The sequence below is a fragment of the Pseudomonas sp. S3_A09 genome (genome assembly GCF_054668065.1).
On record NZ_CP162752.1, the window covers coordinates 4,873,353 to 4,891,313 of the forward strand.

13 protein-coding genes and 1 pseudogene are annotated in these 17,961 nt (G+C 61.8%); 3 read left to right on the forward strand and 11 right to left on the reverse strand.

What is annotated here, in order from left to right:
• The first annotated feature begins 253 nt into the window (after nt 1-253).
• Nucleotides 254-1,030, forward strand: a complete 777-nt coding sequence (locus tag AB4N92_RS22950) for an ABC transporter substrate-binding protein (protein WP_010211241.1) — start codon at nt 254-256, stop codon at nt 1,028-1,030.
• A 47-nt stretch (nt 1,031-1,077) separates the two neighbouring features.
• Here the strand turns inward: AB4N92_RS22950 and AB4N92_RS22955 are convergent, their stop codons facing one another.
• The 4 genes and pseudogenes from AB4N92_RS22955 to AB4N92_RS22970 form a co-directional block, all read right to left on the reverse strand.
• Nucleotides 1,078-1,704: a helix-turn-helix transcriptional regulator gene (locus AB4N92_RS22955; RefSeq protein ID WP_010211240.1), complete on the reverse strand. Its 627-nt coding sequence runs from the start codon at nt 1,702-1,704 to the stop codon at nt 1,078-1,080.
• Nucleotides 1,704-2,838 (reverse strand): annotated as a pseudogene (locus AB4N92_RS22960) (NAD(P)/FAD-dependent oxidoreductase). The gene AB4N92_RS22955 and the pseudogene AB4N92_RS22960 overlap by 1 nt, the downstream one beginning before the upstream one ends.
• The gene (locus AB4N92_RS22965) at nt 2,835-3,779 is read right to left on the reverse strand and encodes an ornithine cyclodeaminase family protein (RefSeq protein ID WP_154847296.1); all 945 of its coding nucleotides are present in this window, start codon (nt 3,777-3,779) and stop codon (nt 2,835-2,837) included. Before AB4N92_RS22965 ends, AB4N92_RS22960 begins: the two are co-directional and overlap by 4 nt.
• Nucleotides 3,780-3,925: 146 nt before the next feature.
• Nucleotides 3,926-4,867, reverse strand: a complete 942-nt coding sequence (locus tag AB4N92_RS22970; protein ID WP_010211237.1) for a LysR family transcriptional regulator — start codon at nt 4,865-4,867, stop codon at nt 3,926-3,928.
• A 109-nt stretch (nt 4,868-4,976) separates the two neighbouring features.
• On the opposite strand from AB4N92_RS22970, the gene AB4N92_RS22975 reads away from it, so the two are divergent.
• Entirely contained in the window at nt 4,977-6,476 is a 1,500-nt protein-coding gene (locus AB4N92_RS22975; protein ID WP_010211236.1) for a CoA-acylating methylmalonate-semialdehyde dehydrogenase, read from the forward strand.
• Between the two features lie 232 nt (nt 6,477-6,708).
• On the opposite strand, the gene AB4N92_RS22980 is transcribed toward AB4N92_RS22975, so the two are convergent.
• The 4 genes from AB4N92_RS22980 to xylA all read right to left on the reverse strand — a co-directional run bounded on the left by AB4N92_RS22980 (nt 6,709) and on the right by xylA (nt 11,818).
• Entirely contained in the window at nt 6,709-7,845 is a 1,137-nt protein-coding gene (locus tag AB4N92_RS22980; protein ID WP_010211235.1) for a sugar ABC transporter permease, read from the reverse strand.
• Nucleotides 7,846-9,393 (reverse strand): D-xylose ABC transporter ATP-binding protein, encoded by a 1,548-nt coding sequence (gene xylG, locus AB4N92_RS22985; protein ID WP_236266788.1) that lies wholly within the window; start codon nt 9,391-9,393, stop codon nt 7,846-7,848.
• Between the two features lie 5 nt (nt 9,394-9,398).
• A complete protein-coding gene (gene xylF, locus AB4N92_RS22990) occupies nt 9,399-10,400 on the reverse strand; it encodes a D-xylose ABC transporter substrate-binding protein (protein WP_010211233.1) in 1,002 nt (333 codons plus the stop codon).
• Nucleotides 10,401-10,501: 101 nt separating this feature from the next.
• Nucleotides 10,502-11,818, reverse strand: a complete 1,317-nt coding sequence (xylA, locus tag AB4N92_RS22995) for a xylose isomerase (protein WP_010211232.1) — start codon at nt 11,816-11,818, stop codon at nt 10,502-10,504.
• Nucleotides 11,819-11,957: 139 nt separating this feature from the next.
• Between xylA and AB4N92_RS23000 the strand changes: the two genes are divergently transcribed.
• A complete protein-coding gene (locus AB4N92_RS23000) occupies nt 11,958-13,133 on the forward strand; it encodes a XylR family transcriptional regulator (RefSeq protein WP_010211231.1) in 1,176 nt (391 codons plus the stop codon).
• Here the strand turns inward: AB4N92_RS23000 and AB4N92_RS23005 are convergent.
• From AB4N92_RS23005 to AB4N92_RS23015, 3 genes are all read right to left on the reverse strand, one after another.
• Nucleotides 13,130-14,395 carry a carbohydrate porin gene (locus AB4N92_RS23005; protein WP_236266787.1) on the reverse strand — a complete coding sequence of 422 codons (1,266 nt, stop codon included), beginning with the start codon at nt 14,393-14,395 and terminating at the stop codon, nt 13,130-13,132. The two genes, AB4N92_RS23000 and AB4N92_RS23005, sit on opposite strands and share 4 nt — an antisense overlap.
• A gap of 57 nt (nt 14,396-14,452) precedes the next feature.
• On the reverse strand, nt 14,453-16,861 hold the full coding sequence (locus AB4N92_RS23010) for a glucose/quinate/shikimate family membrane-bound PQQ-dependent dehydrogenase (RefSeq protein ID WP_021493349.1): 2,409 nt from the start codon (nt 16,859-16,861) through the stop codon (nt 14,453-14,455).
• 210 nt (nt 16,862-17,071) lie between these two features.
• Entirely contained in the window at nt 17,072-17,926 is an 855-nt protein-coding gene (locus AB4N92_RS23015) for a methyl-accepting chemotaxis protein (RefSeq protein ID WP_373422406.1), read from the reverse strand.
• Between the last annotated feature and the right edge of the window lie 35 nt (nt 17,927-17,961).

A 17,961-nucleotide genomic window follows, 5' to 3' on the forward strand; every position in this document is an offset into this window, starting at 1 on the left:
GTCCTTAATTATTGTTGTGGGACTCCCCCAGCTGAACCGAGAGGCTGGACCGAGTATAGGCACGCATAAATCAGAGCAGAACGCTCAAAAACACCGGTACGTTGTGCAAAAAAGTCATGGGTGTCGAACCGCAAAGCGGCGTGATTGACGATAAAGACGTAAAAGTCCAATATGGAATTATAAGTACAAAGTTAACGGCTTCGTTTCTTTCTTCAGGTCTGCCAAACCAACAACAACTTGCGAGAACACCACCATGAAGAAGCGCTCCCTTATCACCGTCCTGGCCCTGGGCCTGCTTGCGTCCAGCCACGCGATGGCCGCCGAGAAAACCCTGCGCATCGGCATCGAGGCGGCTTACCCGCCATTCGCGTCCAAGACCGAGGAAGGCAAGATCGTTGGCTTTGACTACGATATCGGCAATGCGCTGTGCGCGCAGATGAAGGTCAAGTGCGTGTGGGTAGAAGGTGAGTTCGACGGTCTGATTCCTTCCCTCAAGGTGAAGAAAATCGACATGGCCTTGTCGTCCATGACCATCAACGAAGACCGCAAGAAGTCGGTGGACTTCACCCACAAGTACTACTTCACGTCATCGCGCCTGGTGATGAAGGAGGGCGCCGTGGTGGATGACCAATATGCCAGCCTCAAGGGCAAGACGATCGGCGTGCAGCGCGCCACCACCACCGACCGTTATGCCACCGAGGTGTTCGAGCCCAAGGGCATCAACGTCAAGCGCTACAGCAATAATGAAGAGATCTACATGGACCTGGCAGCCGGTCGCCTCGATGCGATCTTTGCCGACACCATTCCCCTGAACGACTTCCTGCAGATGCCACGCGGCAAGGGCTATGCGTTTGTCGGCCCGGAACTCAAGGACCCGAAATACGTGGGCGAGGGTGCAGGGATCGCGGTGCGCAAGGGCAATACGGAGTTGGTCGGCCAGTTGAATGCGGCCATCGATGGCATTCGCGCCAGTGGCGAGTACCAGAAGATTTCGCAGCAGTACTTCAAATCCGACATCTACGGCGATTGATGACCTTTGTAGGAGCGAGCAAGCTCGCTCCTACAGGGGTAAATCCATCAGCCCTTCAACTCTTTCAGGTGTTTGTAGACCGTCGCCCGTCCCATGCCCAGCACATTGGCCACATAGTTCGACGCGCTCTTGCCCTTGAACGCCCCTTCGGCATGCAGGGCCAGAACCAGCTCGCGCTTGTGGTCACGGGTCAGCAGGTTCAGGCTCAACTGGCGCTCACGCATCCACGCATGCAGGAAGGTATTGATGCGCTCCTGCCAGTCATCGCGAAACAGCGAGTCTGGTTGCGGGATCAGTTTGCTCGGTGACAGAAACAGGTCCAGCGCCGCCTTGGCGTTTTCAAACAATGAAATATTCAGGTTGATGCACAGTACCGCCAGTCGACGGCCTTTGTGGTCATGCAGCACGGTACTCAGGCTGCGGATTTTCTGACCGTCCCAGTTGAGCTTTTCGTACGGGCCGATGTTTACATCGCTGACATCGTCGCTGAGCATGTCCTCCAGCGCCGAATCATCGCCTATGCTGCGCTTGGACAAGTTGTTGGCGATGTAATCGACTTTTTGCGAGCGCAGGTCATGCAACACCGCTTCGGCGTGGGGGAAAAACAGGGTAGCGATGGCGTCGGCCATCGCACGGAAGTTCTGCATGACCTTGTCTTGTTCAGCGGTGTTCATCAATGGGGCTCCAGGCGGGCAGGGGAGAGCATACCAGCGTCGAGGCCGAACCGCGTCAGTGCCTCCGGCAGCGGGGCGCCGCGCACCAGTGCCGCACTGGCCTGGCCCATGGCCGGCGAGGTCTGAATGCCATAACCCCCCTTGCGCCGCCACCCAAAACAGGCCCGCTACCTTTGGGTCAAAACCTGAGAGCAGATCACCGTCGTGCACAAAGCTGCGCAGGCCGGCCCAGGTTCGCGTCGGACGGCGGATGGTCAGGGTGGTGGCTTCCTCGATCTGGTAGATGCCCATGGCGATGTCCAGTTCTTCGGGCTGGATGTCCTGGGGTTCGACCGGGTCGGCATTGGCCGGTGAGCCAAGGAACATGCCGGCGTCGGGTTTCATGTAGAAGGATTCGTCCAGCGCCACCAGCATTGGCCAGTGGTGGCTGTCGACCCCTTCGGGGCCGGCGAAGATCAGCGCCGAGCGCCGCTTGGGCTGCAAGCCGATGGACGCGGCCCCGGCGAGCCCGCCGATGTGGTCGGCCCAGGCGCCGGCGGCGTTGATGATGACTGGCGCGGTGCAGGTCGCGTCCTGGGTCTGTACCTGCCAGATGCCGTCGGCGTCGCGGCTCAAACCGAGCACATGACTGTCGGTGCGTACCTCGCCGCCGTTGCGGCGGATGCCACGCAGGTAGCCCTGGTGCAGAGCGTCGGTGTCGATGTCGCTGGCGGTGGGGTCATACAACGCGCCGTGGACTTTTTCGCGGCGCAGGATCGGCAGTCTCGCACAGGCTTCGTCGGCGCTGAGCAGTTCGACCTGCGGCACGGTGGCCTTGGCGCTCAGGTACTGGTCGTTCAACTCAACCGCATCGCCAATGAAATCCACCGTCATTTCGCCCCTTGGCGTGAGTAACGGATGTTCGCAAAAACCAGGTGGCGGGTTATCGAAAAACTCACGGCTGGCCAGGGTCAGCGCCCGCACCTGCGGGGTGCCATAGGCGGCGGTGTACAGCGCCGCCGAACGCCCGGTGGAGTGATAGGCCGGGTGGCTTTCGCGCTCCAGCACCAGCACTTTGCCGTGCTGCGATAACCAGAACCCCGTGGACGCGCCGGCAATGCCGCCGCCGATGATGATGAAGTCTGCGTGGCTCATAGCTGTCTCCAGAGGGCGTTGGCCAGTGCGATGTCTTCCAGGCCCAGGCCGATGGAGCGGAAAAACACAGGGCGCTCGTAGGTCGGGCGCTGTACCTGTTCGCTGAGCAATTCGGGCAGGTCACCGGCCACTGCGCGCGGATCCCAACCGTATTGTTCGGCTGCGATTAACATTTCACCGGCCGAGCCAGGGGTGGTCCGGCGATAGTCGCAAAATACCTGCATTGTGTTGAGGCGTTGCGGCGGCACTTCATGGGCGCGTGGGGCGTTGGTGCTGATCGACGTGATCAGTGCCGGCTTGCTCAACCGCGCCGGGTCGAGCACCGGTCCGGCCGACGACGTACACAACAGGATCACATCGGCGTCTTCCACCGCCGCCTCGCAACTGCTGGCGATGACCACGCGTGGGTCCAGGCCTTTGAGTTGCGCGATGGTATCGGTGGATGCGTTGGCCAGGCTGGGTGAAAACACGCTGATGCGCTGCCAATCCCTGAAGCCTTTCACATAATGCAGGTGCGCCTGGGCCACCTTGCCACTGCCGATGATCGCCAAGCGTCGCGCCGATAAAGGCGCCAATGCATCCACTGCCAGGGCTGTGGTGGCGGCCGTGCGGGCGGTGGTCAGTTCGGCTGCATCGCATAGCAGCAACGGTTGGCCGGTCTGCATCGACATCAATAATGTCCAAGCCGTCACCAGCGGGCCTTGTTCACGCACGATATAGGGCGAAGTCTTGACCCCGTACACCCCATCCTCGGCCAGCACGCCCAGGTAGTTGATGAAGTCGCCCGCCGCTTGCGGGAACTCCACGAGCTGCTGCGCCGGCTGCACCGCTTGCCCGGTCGCCAGGTCACGGAACAACTTGCGCAGGATAGACGGCACATCGATTTGGCCGAGCAGCTCGCGGGCCTGGGCCTGATGGATCACGTGGGGTGTGCTGGACATGGGTGTCTCCGCGGGTGAACTTATTTGTCCATTATGGACTTTTAGTTCTGTCGAGCAATATCCCGCGAGAAAAAAGCACGCGCCTCACTTGCCCCGGTTCCGATTCATCAGACTGCCCGGCACCGCGCCCCGGCGGGCTGGCGCAATCAGTGGGCGTTGTATTGAAACCCGCCGGACAATTTCCCCTTCAAATAGCTGACCAGCGCACTCACCGCTTTCGGCACATGTGGCGAGTACGGCCGGATCAGGTAGATCTCATCGGCAAACGCCCCCTTGAGCGTCCAGCCCTTGAGCACCTGCACCAATTTGCCGCTGGACAGGGCAGCGTGGGCGCTGAAATCCGGCAGCAGGGCGATGCCCAGGTGGTTGAGCGCCGAGTCGCGCAGGGCTTCGCTGTTGTTGGTGGCGAAGCTGCCGGCGATGGGCACGGTGAGGCGTTCGACGTTTTTAGTGCCGCGCTCGAAGGTCCAGGCGGGCTGATCGGTGCCGCGAGGGTAGAACAGGCAGTTATGCGCGGACAGATCGCCAGGTTCGCGGGGTTCTCCGTGACGTTGCAGGTAGTCCTGGCTGGCGACCAGCACCGAGCCGGTGTCGCACAGCTTCCACGCCACATGGGTTTCCGGCACCTGGAAACCGTGGCGGACGGCCAGGTCGTAGCCCTCGGCGGCCAGTGAACTCAGGGCATCCGACACGTCGAGCTGTAGGCGTACCTGCGGGTATTGCTGCAAAAACTCCGACAGATGCGGCACCAGTTGCTGACGGGCAAATGCCACGGGCGCTGTCAGTCGTAGCAGACCGCGAATCTCTCCCACCGAGTCGCGCACCGACGAGAAACTGCGGGCGATCTGTTCATAGGCGCTGCGCACTTCGCGGGTCAACGAAAGCCCCGCATCGGTCAGCCTTACACTGCGTGTAGTGCGCGTCACCAGGCGCGTGCCGGTGGCCTTTTCCAAGTCGGAAATACGCTGGCTCACGGCGGACTTGCTCACGCCCAGTCGTGCCGCCGCAGCGGTATAGGTGCCTTGTTCCTCCAGCACCGACAGCCAATGGATATGGGTCCACAGCCCTTCGATCTCGGCCTTTTCCATGATTGTATTGTTCGCATTGATGGACAATAAGTTCTGGATTCTGCTCTGGTTTGGAACAAAGCGAAAGCCTATCGTGGTCCTCACTGTTACTCACCTGGGATCTACTGCCATGACCACCACCATCGAGCACTACATCAACGACCAGCGCGTGTCCCGCGATGATCGCTATCAGGACGTCTTCAATCCGGCCACCGGCGAAAAGACCGGTCGCGTCGCCCTGGCCAGTCGCCAGACCGTGTCCGAAGCCGTTGCCGCCGCCCAGGCCGCGTTCGCCGGTTGGGCCGACACGCCGCCGATCCGTCGCGCCCGTGTGCTGTTCGAATACCTTCATCTGCTGCGTGAGCGCAAGGACGACCTGGCGCGCATCATCGTCGCCGAGCATGGCAAGGTCTTCACCGACGCCCAGGGCGAAGTCGACCGTGGCATCGACATTCTCGAATTCGCCTGCGGTATCCCCAACCTGCTCAAGGGTGAGCATTCCGACCAGGTTTCCCGCGGCATGGACAATTGGACAATGCGCCAGCCCCTGGGCGTGGTCGCCGGCGTCACGCCGTTCAACTTCCCGGTGATGGTGCCAATGTGGATGTACCCGATCGCTATTGCGGCGGGCAACACGTTCATCCTCAAGCCAAGCCCGACCGACCCGAGCGCCTCGCTGTTCATGGCCGAGTTGCTGCGTGAAGCCGGTTTGCCCAAAGGCGTGTTCAACGTGGTGCAGGGCGACAAGGAGTCAGTGGACGCGCTGATCGAACACCCGGACGTCAAGGCGGTGAGCTTTGTCGGCTCCACGCCGATTGCCCAGTACATCTACGAAACCGGCGCCCGCAACGGCAAGCGCGTGCAAGGCTTGGGTGGCGCGAAAAACCACATGGTGGTGATGCCGGACGCCGATATCGAAAAAACCGTCGACGCCCTGATGGGTGCCGCCTACGGCAGTGCTGGCGAGCGTTGCATGGCCATCTCCGTAGCGGTGCTGGTGGGCGATGTGGGCGACAAAGTCATCGCCGCCCTGACCGAGCGTGCCAAGCACCTGCGCATCACCGACGGCCGTGATTTGAAGGCCGAGATGGGCCCGATCGTGTCCCGCGCGGCGCTGGAGCGCATCAGCGGCTACATCGAACAAGGCGTACAAGCCGGCGCGCAATTGCTGCTCGACGGGCGTGACTATGTACCCACCGAACCGGGCCTGGAAAATGGCTTCTGGCTAGGGGCGACGTTGTTCGACCATGTGACTGAAGAGATGAGCATTTACCGCGAAGAAATTTTCGGCCCGGTTCTGGCGTGCGTGCGCGTGAATGACTTCGCCGAAGCGATCAAACTGGTCAACGCTCACGAATTCGGTAACGGTGTGAGTTGCTTCACCCGCGACGGCAACATCGCGCGTGAATTTGCACGGCGGATTGAAGTGGGCATGGTCGGCATCAACGTACCGATTCCGGTGCCGATGGCGTGGCACGGGTTTGGCGGCTGGAAGAAGAGCCTGTTTGGCGACATGCACGCGTATGGCACTGAAGGTGTGCGGTTCTATACCAAGCAGAAGTCGATCATGCAGCGCTGGTCGGAGAGCATCGAGCAGGGCGCCGAGTTTGCGATGCCGGTGTCCAAGTAATTTAAGTACACCTTAGGTCCAATGGGGGAGCGGGATTGTCCGCGATAGCACAGTGTCAGATCAGCAGGTCTGGCAGGGATACAGCGCTATCGCAGGCAAGCCCGCTCGCACATTTTTTCGCGTTCAGGCCGTGGCTTGTGTGGGGTTCAAGCGCTCGATAGAGCGTTCCACCGTGGTGTTGGCAATCTCCAGCCAATGCCACACCCCCGCAATCCAACGCCGTCGCTGCGGTTCATCGCCGACCCGCCCGCGTGCTCACATCCACCCAAACCGCCAGTACCAGAATGCTGCCCTTCACAATCATCTGCCAATAGCTGTCCACGTCCAGCATCGACATGCCATTGTCCAGGCTGGTGATCACCAAGGCCCCGAGCAATGCGCCATACACCGTACCCGAACCACCGCGCATTGACGTACCGCCAATAAAACATGCTGCAATCGCATCCAGCTCACCCATATTCCCCGCCGACGGTGAGCCGGCAGCCAGGCGAGCCGTGTTGACCAACCCGGCCAGGGCACACATCACGCCCATGATGCCGAAGATCCACAGTTTCACCGCCTGTACGTTGATGCCCGACAGGCGCGTGGCTTCCATATTGCTGCCCACCGCGTACACGCGACGGCCGAATACGGTCTGGCTGGTGACGTAGCTGAATACGCCCAATAAAACCAGCAGAAGCAAGACCGGGACGGGAATCCCGTCGTAGCTGTTGAGCGTCGTGACAAACCCCGCCAGTACGGCGCCGATCACCGCCACCCGCACCAGGTCACGTACCAGCGAGTGCGCCGCCAACCCATGCAGCGCGCGATTGCGCCGCTGCTTCCAGGTCAGGAAAACGGTCAGTGAAAACAACAGCACGCCCAGCCCGATCCCCACCGAATGCGGCAGGTAACCCTGGCCCACGTACACCAGCGAAGGCGACACCGGCGCGATGGTGGTGCCGCCGGTGATCCCCAGCAGAATACCGCGAAACGCCAGCATCCCGCCCAAGCCGACAATGAACGAAGGGATGCGCAAATAGGCGGTCATGTACCCATTGGCCAGCCCGATCATCAACCCGCACAACGCCACCAGGCTCAAGTTGGCCAGCAATGGAATGTGATAAACCACATCCAGGATCGCCGCCAGCCCACCCAGCAACCCGAGCAACGAGCCCACCGACAAATCGATCTCGCCGCTGATGATCACCAGCACCATGCCGCACGCCAATATCCCGGTGATCGACATTTGCCTCAGCAAGTTGGACAGGTTGCGCGGGGTGAGGAAACCGCCCTCGGTCTGCCAGCTGAAAAACACCCAGATCACCGCCACGGCGATGACCAGGGCGAGCATTTTGTAGCGGGTAAAAAGGTGTTTGACCTGATTCATCTACACGGTCTTCCGATCATTATTGTTGTGTTGGCTGAGCGCAGCGGCGAGCACTTGTTCCTGGGTGAGCCCCTCGTTGATGAAGTCACCGCGCAATTGGCCGTCGCCGATTACCAGCACGCGGTCGGAAACGCCGAGCACTTCGGCCAGCTCCGAGGACACCATGATGATCGCCACGCCTTCGGCCGCCAGCGCGCCCATCAACTTGTAGATCTCATATTTGGCACCCACGTCCACGCCCCGTGTGGGCTCGTCGAGGATCAGCACCTTGGGCTTGGCCATCAGCATTTTCGCCAGCACGGCCTTTTGCTGGTTGCCACCGGACAGGCTGGTGATCGGCAGGAACGTGCTGGCGGTCTTGAGGTGCATGCGCGCGATCTGCTGGTCGATGCTGCCCAGTTCGGCTTCGGCATCAATGCGGGTTCGGTGCGCATAGCTGTCGAGCACCGTCAGGGTGATGTTCTGGCCCACGCCCAGGTCGGGAATGATGCCTTGGCGCTTGCGATCCTCGGGCACCATGCATAACCCGGCGCGGATCGATTTGAGCGGCGTGCGTGTGTCGATCACCTGGCCGTACAGCCACACCTCGGCGCTGTAGCGGCCGGGATAGGCGCCGAACAGCGCCGACACCAGTTCCGTGCGCCCGGCGCCCACCAACCCGGCGATGCCGAGGATTTCACCACGCTTGAGCACAAAGGACACATCGTCCACACGCTTGCGCTTGGGGTTGTCGACATCATGGCAGGTGACGTTGCGCGCCTCGAAAATCACCTCGCCCACCGCATGGGGCTCGGTGGGGTAGAGGTTGCTCATCTCGCGGCCGACCATCTGGGTGATGATCTTCGCGATGTCCATATCGGCCATGGCGGTGGTCGCGATGTGCTTGCCGTCGCGGATCACCGCAATGGTGTCGCACACTGCCGCCACTTCATCGAGCTTGTGGGAGATGTACACGCAGGCCACGCCCTTGGCCTTGAGGCCACGGATGATATCGAGCAGCACCTCGATTTCCGAACGGGTCAGGGCCGAGGACGGCTCGTCGAGAATCAACAGTCGCGCCTGCTTGTTCAGGGCCTTGGCGATTTCCACCAGTTGCTGGTAGCCGCCGCCGTACTGCGACACGGGCAGCGCCACGTTCATGTCCGGCACCTTGAGCTCGCGCATCAGCGCTTCGGCGCGGTGGAACATCGCCGGGTAGTTCATGCGCCCACCCGGCAAGGTCAGTTCGTGGCCCATGAAGATGTTTTCAGCCACCGACAGGTCGGGCACCAGGGTCAGTTCCTGGTGGATGATCACGATGCCGGCGGCCTCGGTTTCGCTGATGGACTGGGCCTTGAGCGGCTGCCCGTCCCAAAGGATTTCACCTTCCCAGGTGCCGTACGGGTAGACCGCCGACAGCACCTTCATCAAGGTGGACTTGCCGGCACCGTTCTCGCCGCACAGGCCAACGCATTCCCCTGGCCGCACCCTGATATCGATGCCGTTCAGCGCGTTGACACCGCCAAAGCTTTTGACGATGCCGTTCATTTGCAGCAGGTAGTCGGACATGGCGGTCACTGCCCGGCAATCTGCTCTTTGGTGTAGAACCCGTCTTTCTCCAACAGGTCGATATTGGCCTTGGTCAGCGGGGTAGGGGTGAGCAGGATGGTGTCGACCTTTTTGCTGCCGTTGTCGTATTGCGAGCTGTAGGTGGGTTTCTCATTGCGCGCCAGCTGCACCGAAAGCTTGGCGGCTTCCGAGGCGATCAGCTTGAGCGGCTTGTACACGGTCATGGTCTGGGTGCCGTCGATGACGCGCTTGATCGCGGCCAGGTCGGCGTCTTGCCCGGAGATCGGCACCTTGCCCGCCAGTTTCTGTGCGGCCAGGGCCTGGATCGCGCCGCCGGCGGTGGCGTCGTTGGAGGCGACGATGGCGTCGATCTTGTTGTTGTTCCGAGTCAGGGCGTTTTCGACGATGCTCAGGGCTTCGGTGGGGTTCCATTCCTTGACCCACTGCTGGCCGACAACCTTGATGTCGCCCTTGTCGATGGCCGGTTGCAACACCTTCATCTGGCCTTCGCGCAGGACCTTGGCGTTGTTGTCGGTGGGCGCGCCGCCGAGCAGGAAGTAGTTACCCTTGGGCGCCGCTTGCAACACGCCGCTGGCCTGCATTTCGCCGACTTTTTCGTTATCGAAGGAGATGTAGGCGTCGATGTCCGCGTTGAGAATCAGGCGATCATAGGACACCACCTTGATCCCGGCCTTCTTGGCTTCGGCGACGGCGTTGGTGAGCACGGTGGCGTTGAACGGCACGATGACAATCACGTCGACGCCACGTGAGATCAGGTTTTCAATCTGCGAGATCTGTTTCTGTTCGTTGGCATCGGCCGATTGCACGAAGACCTTGGCGTCGAGTTTTTCCGCGGCGGCGACGAAGTAGTCACGGTCGCGGGACCAGCGCTCCAGACGCAGGTCATCGATGGAGAAACCGATCTTCGGGTGGGCGGAATCGGCCATCGCCGGCAGGGCGAGCAGGGCCAGGGCCGTGGCGATAAGTGTGCGTTTGAATGACTTCATGGTAGTGCGTCCTTTTATTGTTGTTGGAAAGACACAGCGTGATGCGGGTAAGACTGTAGAGCGTCCCTCGACGCTCTGTGCAGAGATTTGTCGCGCAAATGTCACCGGTAGATAAAGCGATTCACCACGCCTTCAAGCATCTCCTGGCGACCACTCACCGCCTGCGGGTCCAGTTCGTGGGCAAATGCATGTTCGGCCAGTGATTCCAGGCTGAACTCACCGGCCAGCACGGCCTGGCCCAGCGGTTGCTGCCAACCGGCGTACCGTTGGTCCTTGAATTGCTGCAACCGATCGTTCTCGACCATCGCTGCCGCGCGTTCCAGTGCCAAAGCCAGTACATCCATGGCCGCCACATGCCCGTGGAACAGGTCCACATCATCCAGGCTCTGGCGGCGTACCTTGGAGTCGAAGTTGTAGCCGCCATTTTTGAAGCCCCCGGCCTTGAGGATTTCATAGGTGGCCAGGGTCATTTCCTCGACGCTGTTGGGGAACTGGTCGGTGTCCCAGCCGTTCTGCGGGTCGCCTCGGTTGGCGTCGATGCTGCCGAAGATCCCCAGGGACACGGCGGTGGCAATCTCATGATGAAAGCTGTGCCCGGCCAGGGTTGCGTGGTTGGCCTCGATGTTCACCTTGATCTCATGTTCCAGGCCGTACTCATGCAGGAAGCCGAACACCGTGGCGCTGTCGTAATCGTATTGGTGCTTGGTGGGTTCCTGGGGCTTGGGCTCGATCAGCAGGTCGCCCTTGAAGCCGATCTTGTGCTTGTGCTCCACCACCATGCGCATGAAGCGCCCGAGCTGTTCGCGTTCGCGCTTGAGGTCGGTGTTGAGCAGCGTTTCATAACCCTCGCGGCCGCCCCACAACACATAGTTGGAACCCTTGAGGCGCAGGGTGGCGTTCATTGCGCTGAACACCTGGGCGGCGGCGTAGGCAAACACTTCCGGGTCCGGGTTGCTGGCGGCGCCGGCGGCAAAGCGCGGGTTGCTGAAGCAATTGGCGGTGCCCCACAGCAGCTTGATGCCGGTGTGTTCCTGATGGCGTTCCAGGTGGTCGACCATCTGTGCGAAGTGGTGGCGATACTCCTTGAGCGAGCTGCCTTCGGGGGCGACGTCCGTGTCGTGAAAGCTGTAGTAGTCGATGCCCAGCTTGGAGAAAAATTCGAAAGCGGCGTCTGCCTTGCCGATGGCCAGTTCCATCGGGTCGCCACTGCGCTGCCACGGCCGCTTGAACGTGCCCACACCAAACATATCCGCCCCAGGCCAGACGAAGGTGTGCCAGTAACAGGCCGCCATGCGCAGATGTTCGCGCATGGGCTTGCCGAGGATGAGCTTGTTGGCATCGTAATGGCGAAAGGCGAGGGGGGCATCGCTGCTGGGGCCTTCGAAGCGAACCTTCTCGACACCGGGGAAGTACGGCATGGCGTTTTCCTTATTGTTCTTGGCGGTGACTCGATACTAACAACGGCGCTGCGCCTGCCGATTACGAAAATCATCAAGAGATGGTGCGATTTTGCGTGACAGGGGCTAGTCTGTTTTGACCGGCTTCAGGATAAAAACAATGAAAACCCTACCGCCCGTGCACCGCATTGCCCTGCTGTTCAACGGCAGCAAAATCTACGACCGTGGCATTATCGCCGGCATCGGCAATTACCTGAGCAGTACCCGCGCGTCCTGGGACTTGTTCCTCGAAGAGGACTTCCTGTGCCGCCTCAAAGGCATCGAGCGCTGGCAGGGCGACGGCATCATTGCTGACTTTGATGACCCGCTGATTGGCGAGGCGCTGGCCGGGAGCAAGCTGCCCGTGGTGGCGGTGGGGGGTTCCTACGAGGATGTGCGTGCCTATCCCAAAGGCATGCCCTACGTGGCCACGGACAACTACGCCTTGATCAAGCTGGCCTATGAACATTTGATCGAGGCCGGCCTGACGCGGTTTGCCTGTTTCAGCCTGCCCGAAGCCCAGGCCAATCGCTGGGCCCAGGAGCGCGAAAAAGCCTTTCGCCGCCTGCTGCAACGGGACGGATTGCAGGTCGAGGTCTATCGCGGGTTGGGCACCAGCGCACCGCTGTGGGACAGCGCCGTCGAACAGCAAATCGCCTGGTTGCACAGCCTCCCCAAGCCTATTGGCATTATCGCGGTCACTGACGCCCGCGCCCGGCAGTTGCTGCAAGCATGTCTCACGGCCGGCATTGCCGTGCCGGAGGAAGTGGCGCTGATCGGTATCGACAATGATCCGCTGACTCGGACGCTCACGCGGGTGCCGTTGAGTTCGGTTATCCAGGGCACCGAAACCATGGGCCGCACGGCCGCCGCGCTGTTACACCAGATGTTGCACGGCAAGCCGTGCAGAGGTGAGCAGATCCTGGTGCCGCCGGATGCGATTAATGTGCAGGCTTCAAGCTTGCATCAACCCTTGGGTAATCCGTACGTGATGCAGGCGCTGTTGTTTATCCGGCAGTACGCCTGCCAGGGGATTAAGACGGCTCAGGTGGCGGGATATGTGGGGGTATCGCGTTCATCGCTGGAGACACATTTTCGCAAGGCGCGTGGCTGCAGTGTGCATGACGAGATCCTGCGCTTCAAACTCGCCGCTGCCGCCAAGGGCCTGCAGAACCAGGCCCTGGCGATTGCCGATATTGCCCAGGCCTGCGGCTTCAAATCGGCGCAGTATCTGCACACGGTGTTCCGCCGCGAGTTTGGGTGTACGCCACGCGAGTATCAGCAGAGTGAGGCCTAGAACACGGCCTTGACTTGCAAGCCCAGCACCAGCGCGTTGTCGATGTTTTCGCCCGAGAATGCCCCCGGCTCGATGATGTACTGCACATCCGGGCGCAAGGTCAGCCAAGGCGTGGCCTGGTAGCCGTAGCTGAGTTCGATCAGCTGTTCGGCATTATTCAGGTTGGGGTAGTCGTTCCCGGCGTTGAGCGCGGCCAGTTCCTGAACCTCGCGGCTGCGCGGGTTGGGCACGGCGCGACCATAACCCAGGGCCAGGGTGTCACGCGGCCGGCCTTCGAACGGTTTGTACAACACCACGCCGGCGCCATACCACCTGCTGAACGGCGAGGCCGCTTCGCTGGCGGCGGAGTATTGGCCGAAGGCGTGCAGCACGCGGCCGGCGGAGGACTCCGAGGCCCATACGGCCTGATCAATCAACAGGTAGTGACCACCGCGACCGCTGACCTCCTTGTTGCTGCCGATGCGTTTCACGTCGGAACTGTCGTAGTAATAGCCCAGCTTGTATTCGCCCGGCAGGCTGCCCGCGTGTTTGTACACCAACTCGATCGGCACCACGGTGCCGGTGGTGTGCTTGGGCCCCAGGTGCCAGGCGCGGCTGGAGTTGCCATTGCTTTGCGGGTCGACGTTGAACGCGGCGACGCGCAGTTGCCAGTTGGGGGCAAAGTCGTATTTCACCCGCGCACCCAGGTGCGCATTCGGGTAGTTGGTCCAGCCGCTGCCGCCGGACATGTTCAGCGGATGCCCGCAGAAACCGGCGTTCATGAAGTTGCACAGAATCCCGCTGTCCAGGCCGCCGAGGTCGTTGCCCATGGCCATGTAGCCGAGCTTGACGTTCAGCGCCGGAGTAAAGAGCGTGCGCTCGTAACTCAGCTCGGTCAGGCGAGTGTACAGGCCGCCGTAGTTTTCCTGGATCGGCAGGCGGTTGCCCACCAGGTCCTCGGAAGCGCTATTGCCACGACGGTCGTTGAGGGTGACCTGGATGCGGTCGCCATTGTTGAAACCGTAGAGCTTGCCCAGGTCGAACTGCACGCCGAGCTTGAGGTTCTGCGAGTAGCGCGCCGAGCGGTGTTGGCCGCCGTGGGCGTTGTAGGCGGTTTCGCCACTGTAGTCGCCGGTAAAGCGGATGCCTTGCGCGTCGAGCTCATGGCGCAGGCCACCCCAGTCGCCGGTCAGGGTGGTGTCATCGGCTTGCACGGGCAGGGCGGCACCCAGGGCAAGGCCCAGCAACAGGCGCCCAAGGGGAATGTGAGAAGTGGGGGTCATGCGGGTTCTTCCAAACAGAAGGCGCGGTGCCGGGGGAGGCACCGCGCGAAGAGGGGGTTATGGCAGGGCGTAGGCGATCACGTAGTCGCCACGGTCGGTGGACTGGCGTGCGCCACCGGCAGTGATCACGATGTATTGCTTGCCGGTTTTCGGCGACACGTAAGTCATCGGGCCACCCTGGCTGCCCACGGGCAGGCGGGCTTTCCAGACTTCATCACCGTTGCCGCTGTTGAAGGCGCGCAGGTAGAAGTCCTGGGTGCCGGCGATAAAGATCAAGCCGCCCTGGGTCGACAGGGTGCCGCCGAGGGTTGGCAGGCCGATCTTGATCGGCAGGTGCATGCGGATGCCCAGGGGGCCGGTGTCTTCAACGGTACCGACCGGTACTTGCCAGGCGACCTTTTGCGTCTTCATGTCGATCGCGGTCAGGGTGCCGAACGGTGGCGCCTGGCACGGAATGCCGGCCACCGACAAGAAGCGGTTCTTGTTCACCGCATAGGGCGTACCCTTGAGTGGCACGGCGCCCATACCGGTGTTCAGCGCTTCGCCACCGGACGAGGCCTGGGCCTTGTTTTGCGACGGCACCATCTGGATCCACAGGCCCAGGCGCATGTCGTTGACGAAGATAAACCCATGCACCGGGTCGGTGGAAATGCTGCCCCAGTTCATGCCGCCCAGCGAACCCGGGAAGCTCAGGGATTTATCAGTGCCTGGCGCAGTGTACAGGCCTTCGTAGCGCATGCCTTTGAAGTCGATGCGGCACAGCAGCTGGTCAAACGGCGTGGCACCCCACATGTCCGATTCGGTCAGGGTCTGTGCGCCGATCTGCGGCATGCCGACCGATTTTGGCTGGGTGGGCGAGTAGGGTTCGTTAGGGATGTTGGCGGCCTTGACCGGGACTTCCTGCACGTCGGTCAACGGCTTGCCAGTGGCCCGGTCGAGCACGTAGATCTGCCCGGCCTTGGTGCCGATCACTACCGCTGGCACCGCTTTGTCGCTGCCCGGCGGGGTGAAGTCGATCAGGCTCGGCTGCATCGGCAGGTCGAAGTCCCACAGGTCATTGTGGACGGTCTGGTACACCCATTTTTCCGCACCGGTGGAGGCGTCCAGCGCCAGTACCGAAGCGCCGTATTTGTGGTTGAGCTGGGTGCGTTCCACGCCGTAGATGTCGGTGGACGAACTGCCCATCGGCAAGAACACGGTGTTCATCAGCGGGTCATAGGACATCGGCGCCCAGCTGTTTGGGGTGCTGCGCACGTAGGTGCTGCCGTCGGCGGGCGCCTGCTTGTCTTCCGGGTTGCCTGGGTCGAAGGCCCAGCGCATCTGGCCGCTGATCACGTCGAAGCCACGGATCACACCGCCGGGCATGTCGGTCTGGACGTTGTCGGCCACGCGACCGCCCACCACCACGGTGGTGCCGGCGATCAGTGGCGCGGAGGACAGCTGATAGTAGCTGTCCGGTACGTTCCCCAGGCCGGCTTTCAGATCCACCTGGCCGTGGGTGCCGAAGTCTTCGCAGAACTTGCCGGTGTCGGCATCCACGGCGATCAGGCGTGCATCGATGGTGTTGGTCAGCAGGCGACGCTGGCACTGCGCACCGGCGGGAACGCTGGCAGGCATGATCGGCGAACTGTTGGGCTGGGTCGGCTGGGCAATCGGCGCGGTGGCGTCGAAGTAGGCCATGCCACGGCAACGCTGCCACACCGCCGATTTGGCGTTGACTTCGTTCTTCCACAGCTCTTTGCCGGTGTCGGCGTCGAGGGCGATCAGGTTGTTGTGCGGCGTGCAGATGAACACTTTGTTGCCGATCTGCAGGGGCGTCAGTTGGTCTTCGGCGCCGTTGCCGTCGCTGATGGCCACGTCGCCGGTGTGATAGGTCCACGCCACCTTGAGCTTGTTGACCGTGTCGCGGTTGATCTGGTCCAGCGCGGCGAAGCGGCTGCCCCCTTCGGTATTGCCGTAGTGCGCCCAGTCTTTCTGTGCGTCGGCCGCAGCCACCGGGGTGATGCCTGGGCCGGCACCGGTCGGCGCCACGCTTGGGTGGGCGACGAACATATTGCCTGCCGCCACTGCAACGCCCGCCGCCAGTACGGCCGCCACGGCATAGGCGCCGCGCGCAGGCTTATTGACGAGCAGCGGGTAGACCAGCGCCACCACCATACCGATGGCCGCAAACATGAAGAGTCGCGAGAACAGCGGCCAGAACACCAGGCCCACATCCGCCACCGCCCAGATGGCCGTGCCGATCAGAAAGGCTGCGAACACCCATGCGCCGGCAGGCTTGCGGCAGGCGATCAACAGCCCGGCGATTGCCATGATTGCGCCGCCGATCAGGAAGTACCAGGAACCTCCCAGGCTGACCAGTTTGACGCCGCCAATGGCCAGCGCGAGGCCGAGCAGGGCGATGATAACGCCCAAGCCCAGCAATAATAATCTAGAGACGCCAGCGGCGCGCGATGCTCGTTTCATGTCGAAAGGACTCGAATGTGAGAGGGCAAAGACGCGATTTTAGCAAGATAAGTAACTGGTTAGTACATTATAGTCCTGCAATAGACTATTACAGGTACTGCGATGATGACGTGTGGCTAAATGTCGCCCAGGGCGCAATGCAAGTGTGGTGAGCGGAGCAAGCCCGCTCACCACTGTGATGCGCTGAATGGGAGCAGGTTTCGCGCCCGATCAGAACTTAAAGCGACCTACCAATCCTTTGAGCTGGCCCGAAATGTCCGTCAACCGACCTGACCCGGTCTGCGCCGAGTGGGCAAAACCTTCGACCAGTTGCGCGTCGGCATGGATCTGCGCGATGTGCCGGTTGATCTCTTCGGCCACTTGGTGTTGCTCTTCGGCGGCCGTGGCGATCTGGGTGTTCTGGTCGCGGATCGAGTCCACCGAGCCGCGGATCTTGTCGAAGCTGTCGCGTGCCTGCTGGATACGTTCCACGCTGGTGTGAGACACCAGCAGGCTGCCTTGCATCTGCTGCGTCACCTCCTGGGTGCGGCGGGCGAGGTTGCCGAGCAGGCTGTCGATTTCGCCGGTGGAGTCGGCGGTGCGACGGGCGAGGGCGCGGACTTCGTCGGCGACCACCGCAAAACCTCGGCCTTGGTCGCCGGCGCGCGCCGCCTCGATCGCCGCGTTGAGCGCCAGCAGGTTGGTCTGCTCGGCAATCGAGCGGATGGTGTCGAGGATGGTGTTGATGTTTTTGCTGTCCTGCTCCAACTGCTGCATGGTCTGGGTTGAGCGTTGCAGGTCTTCACTGAGTTTGAGCACGCTGCCGGTGGCTTCGCCGATGTGCTGCTGGCCGTCGTGCACGTCGCGGTAGCCTTCGTCGGCGCTGGTGGCGGCGGCGCTGCAGGAACGCGCGACTTCGTTGGCGGTGGCCACCATTTCGTTGAACGCGGTGCTCACCAGTTCCACGGCTTCGCGTTGGCGACCGGCCGCCTGGTTCATGTTGTGGGCCACTTCGCGGGTGTCGGCGGCGGCGCTCTGCAGGTCGGACGAGGCGTTGCCGATGCGTTGCACCAACTGGGCGATCATGCTCAGGAACTGGTTGAACCAGCCGGCCAGGCTGG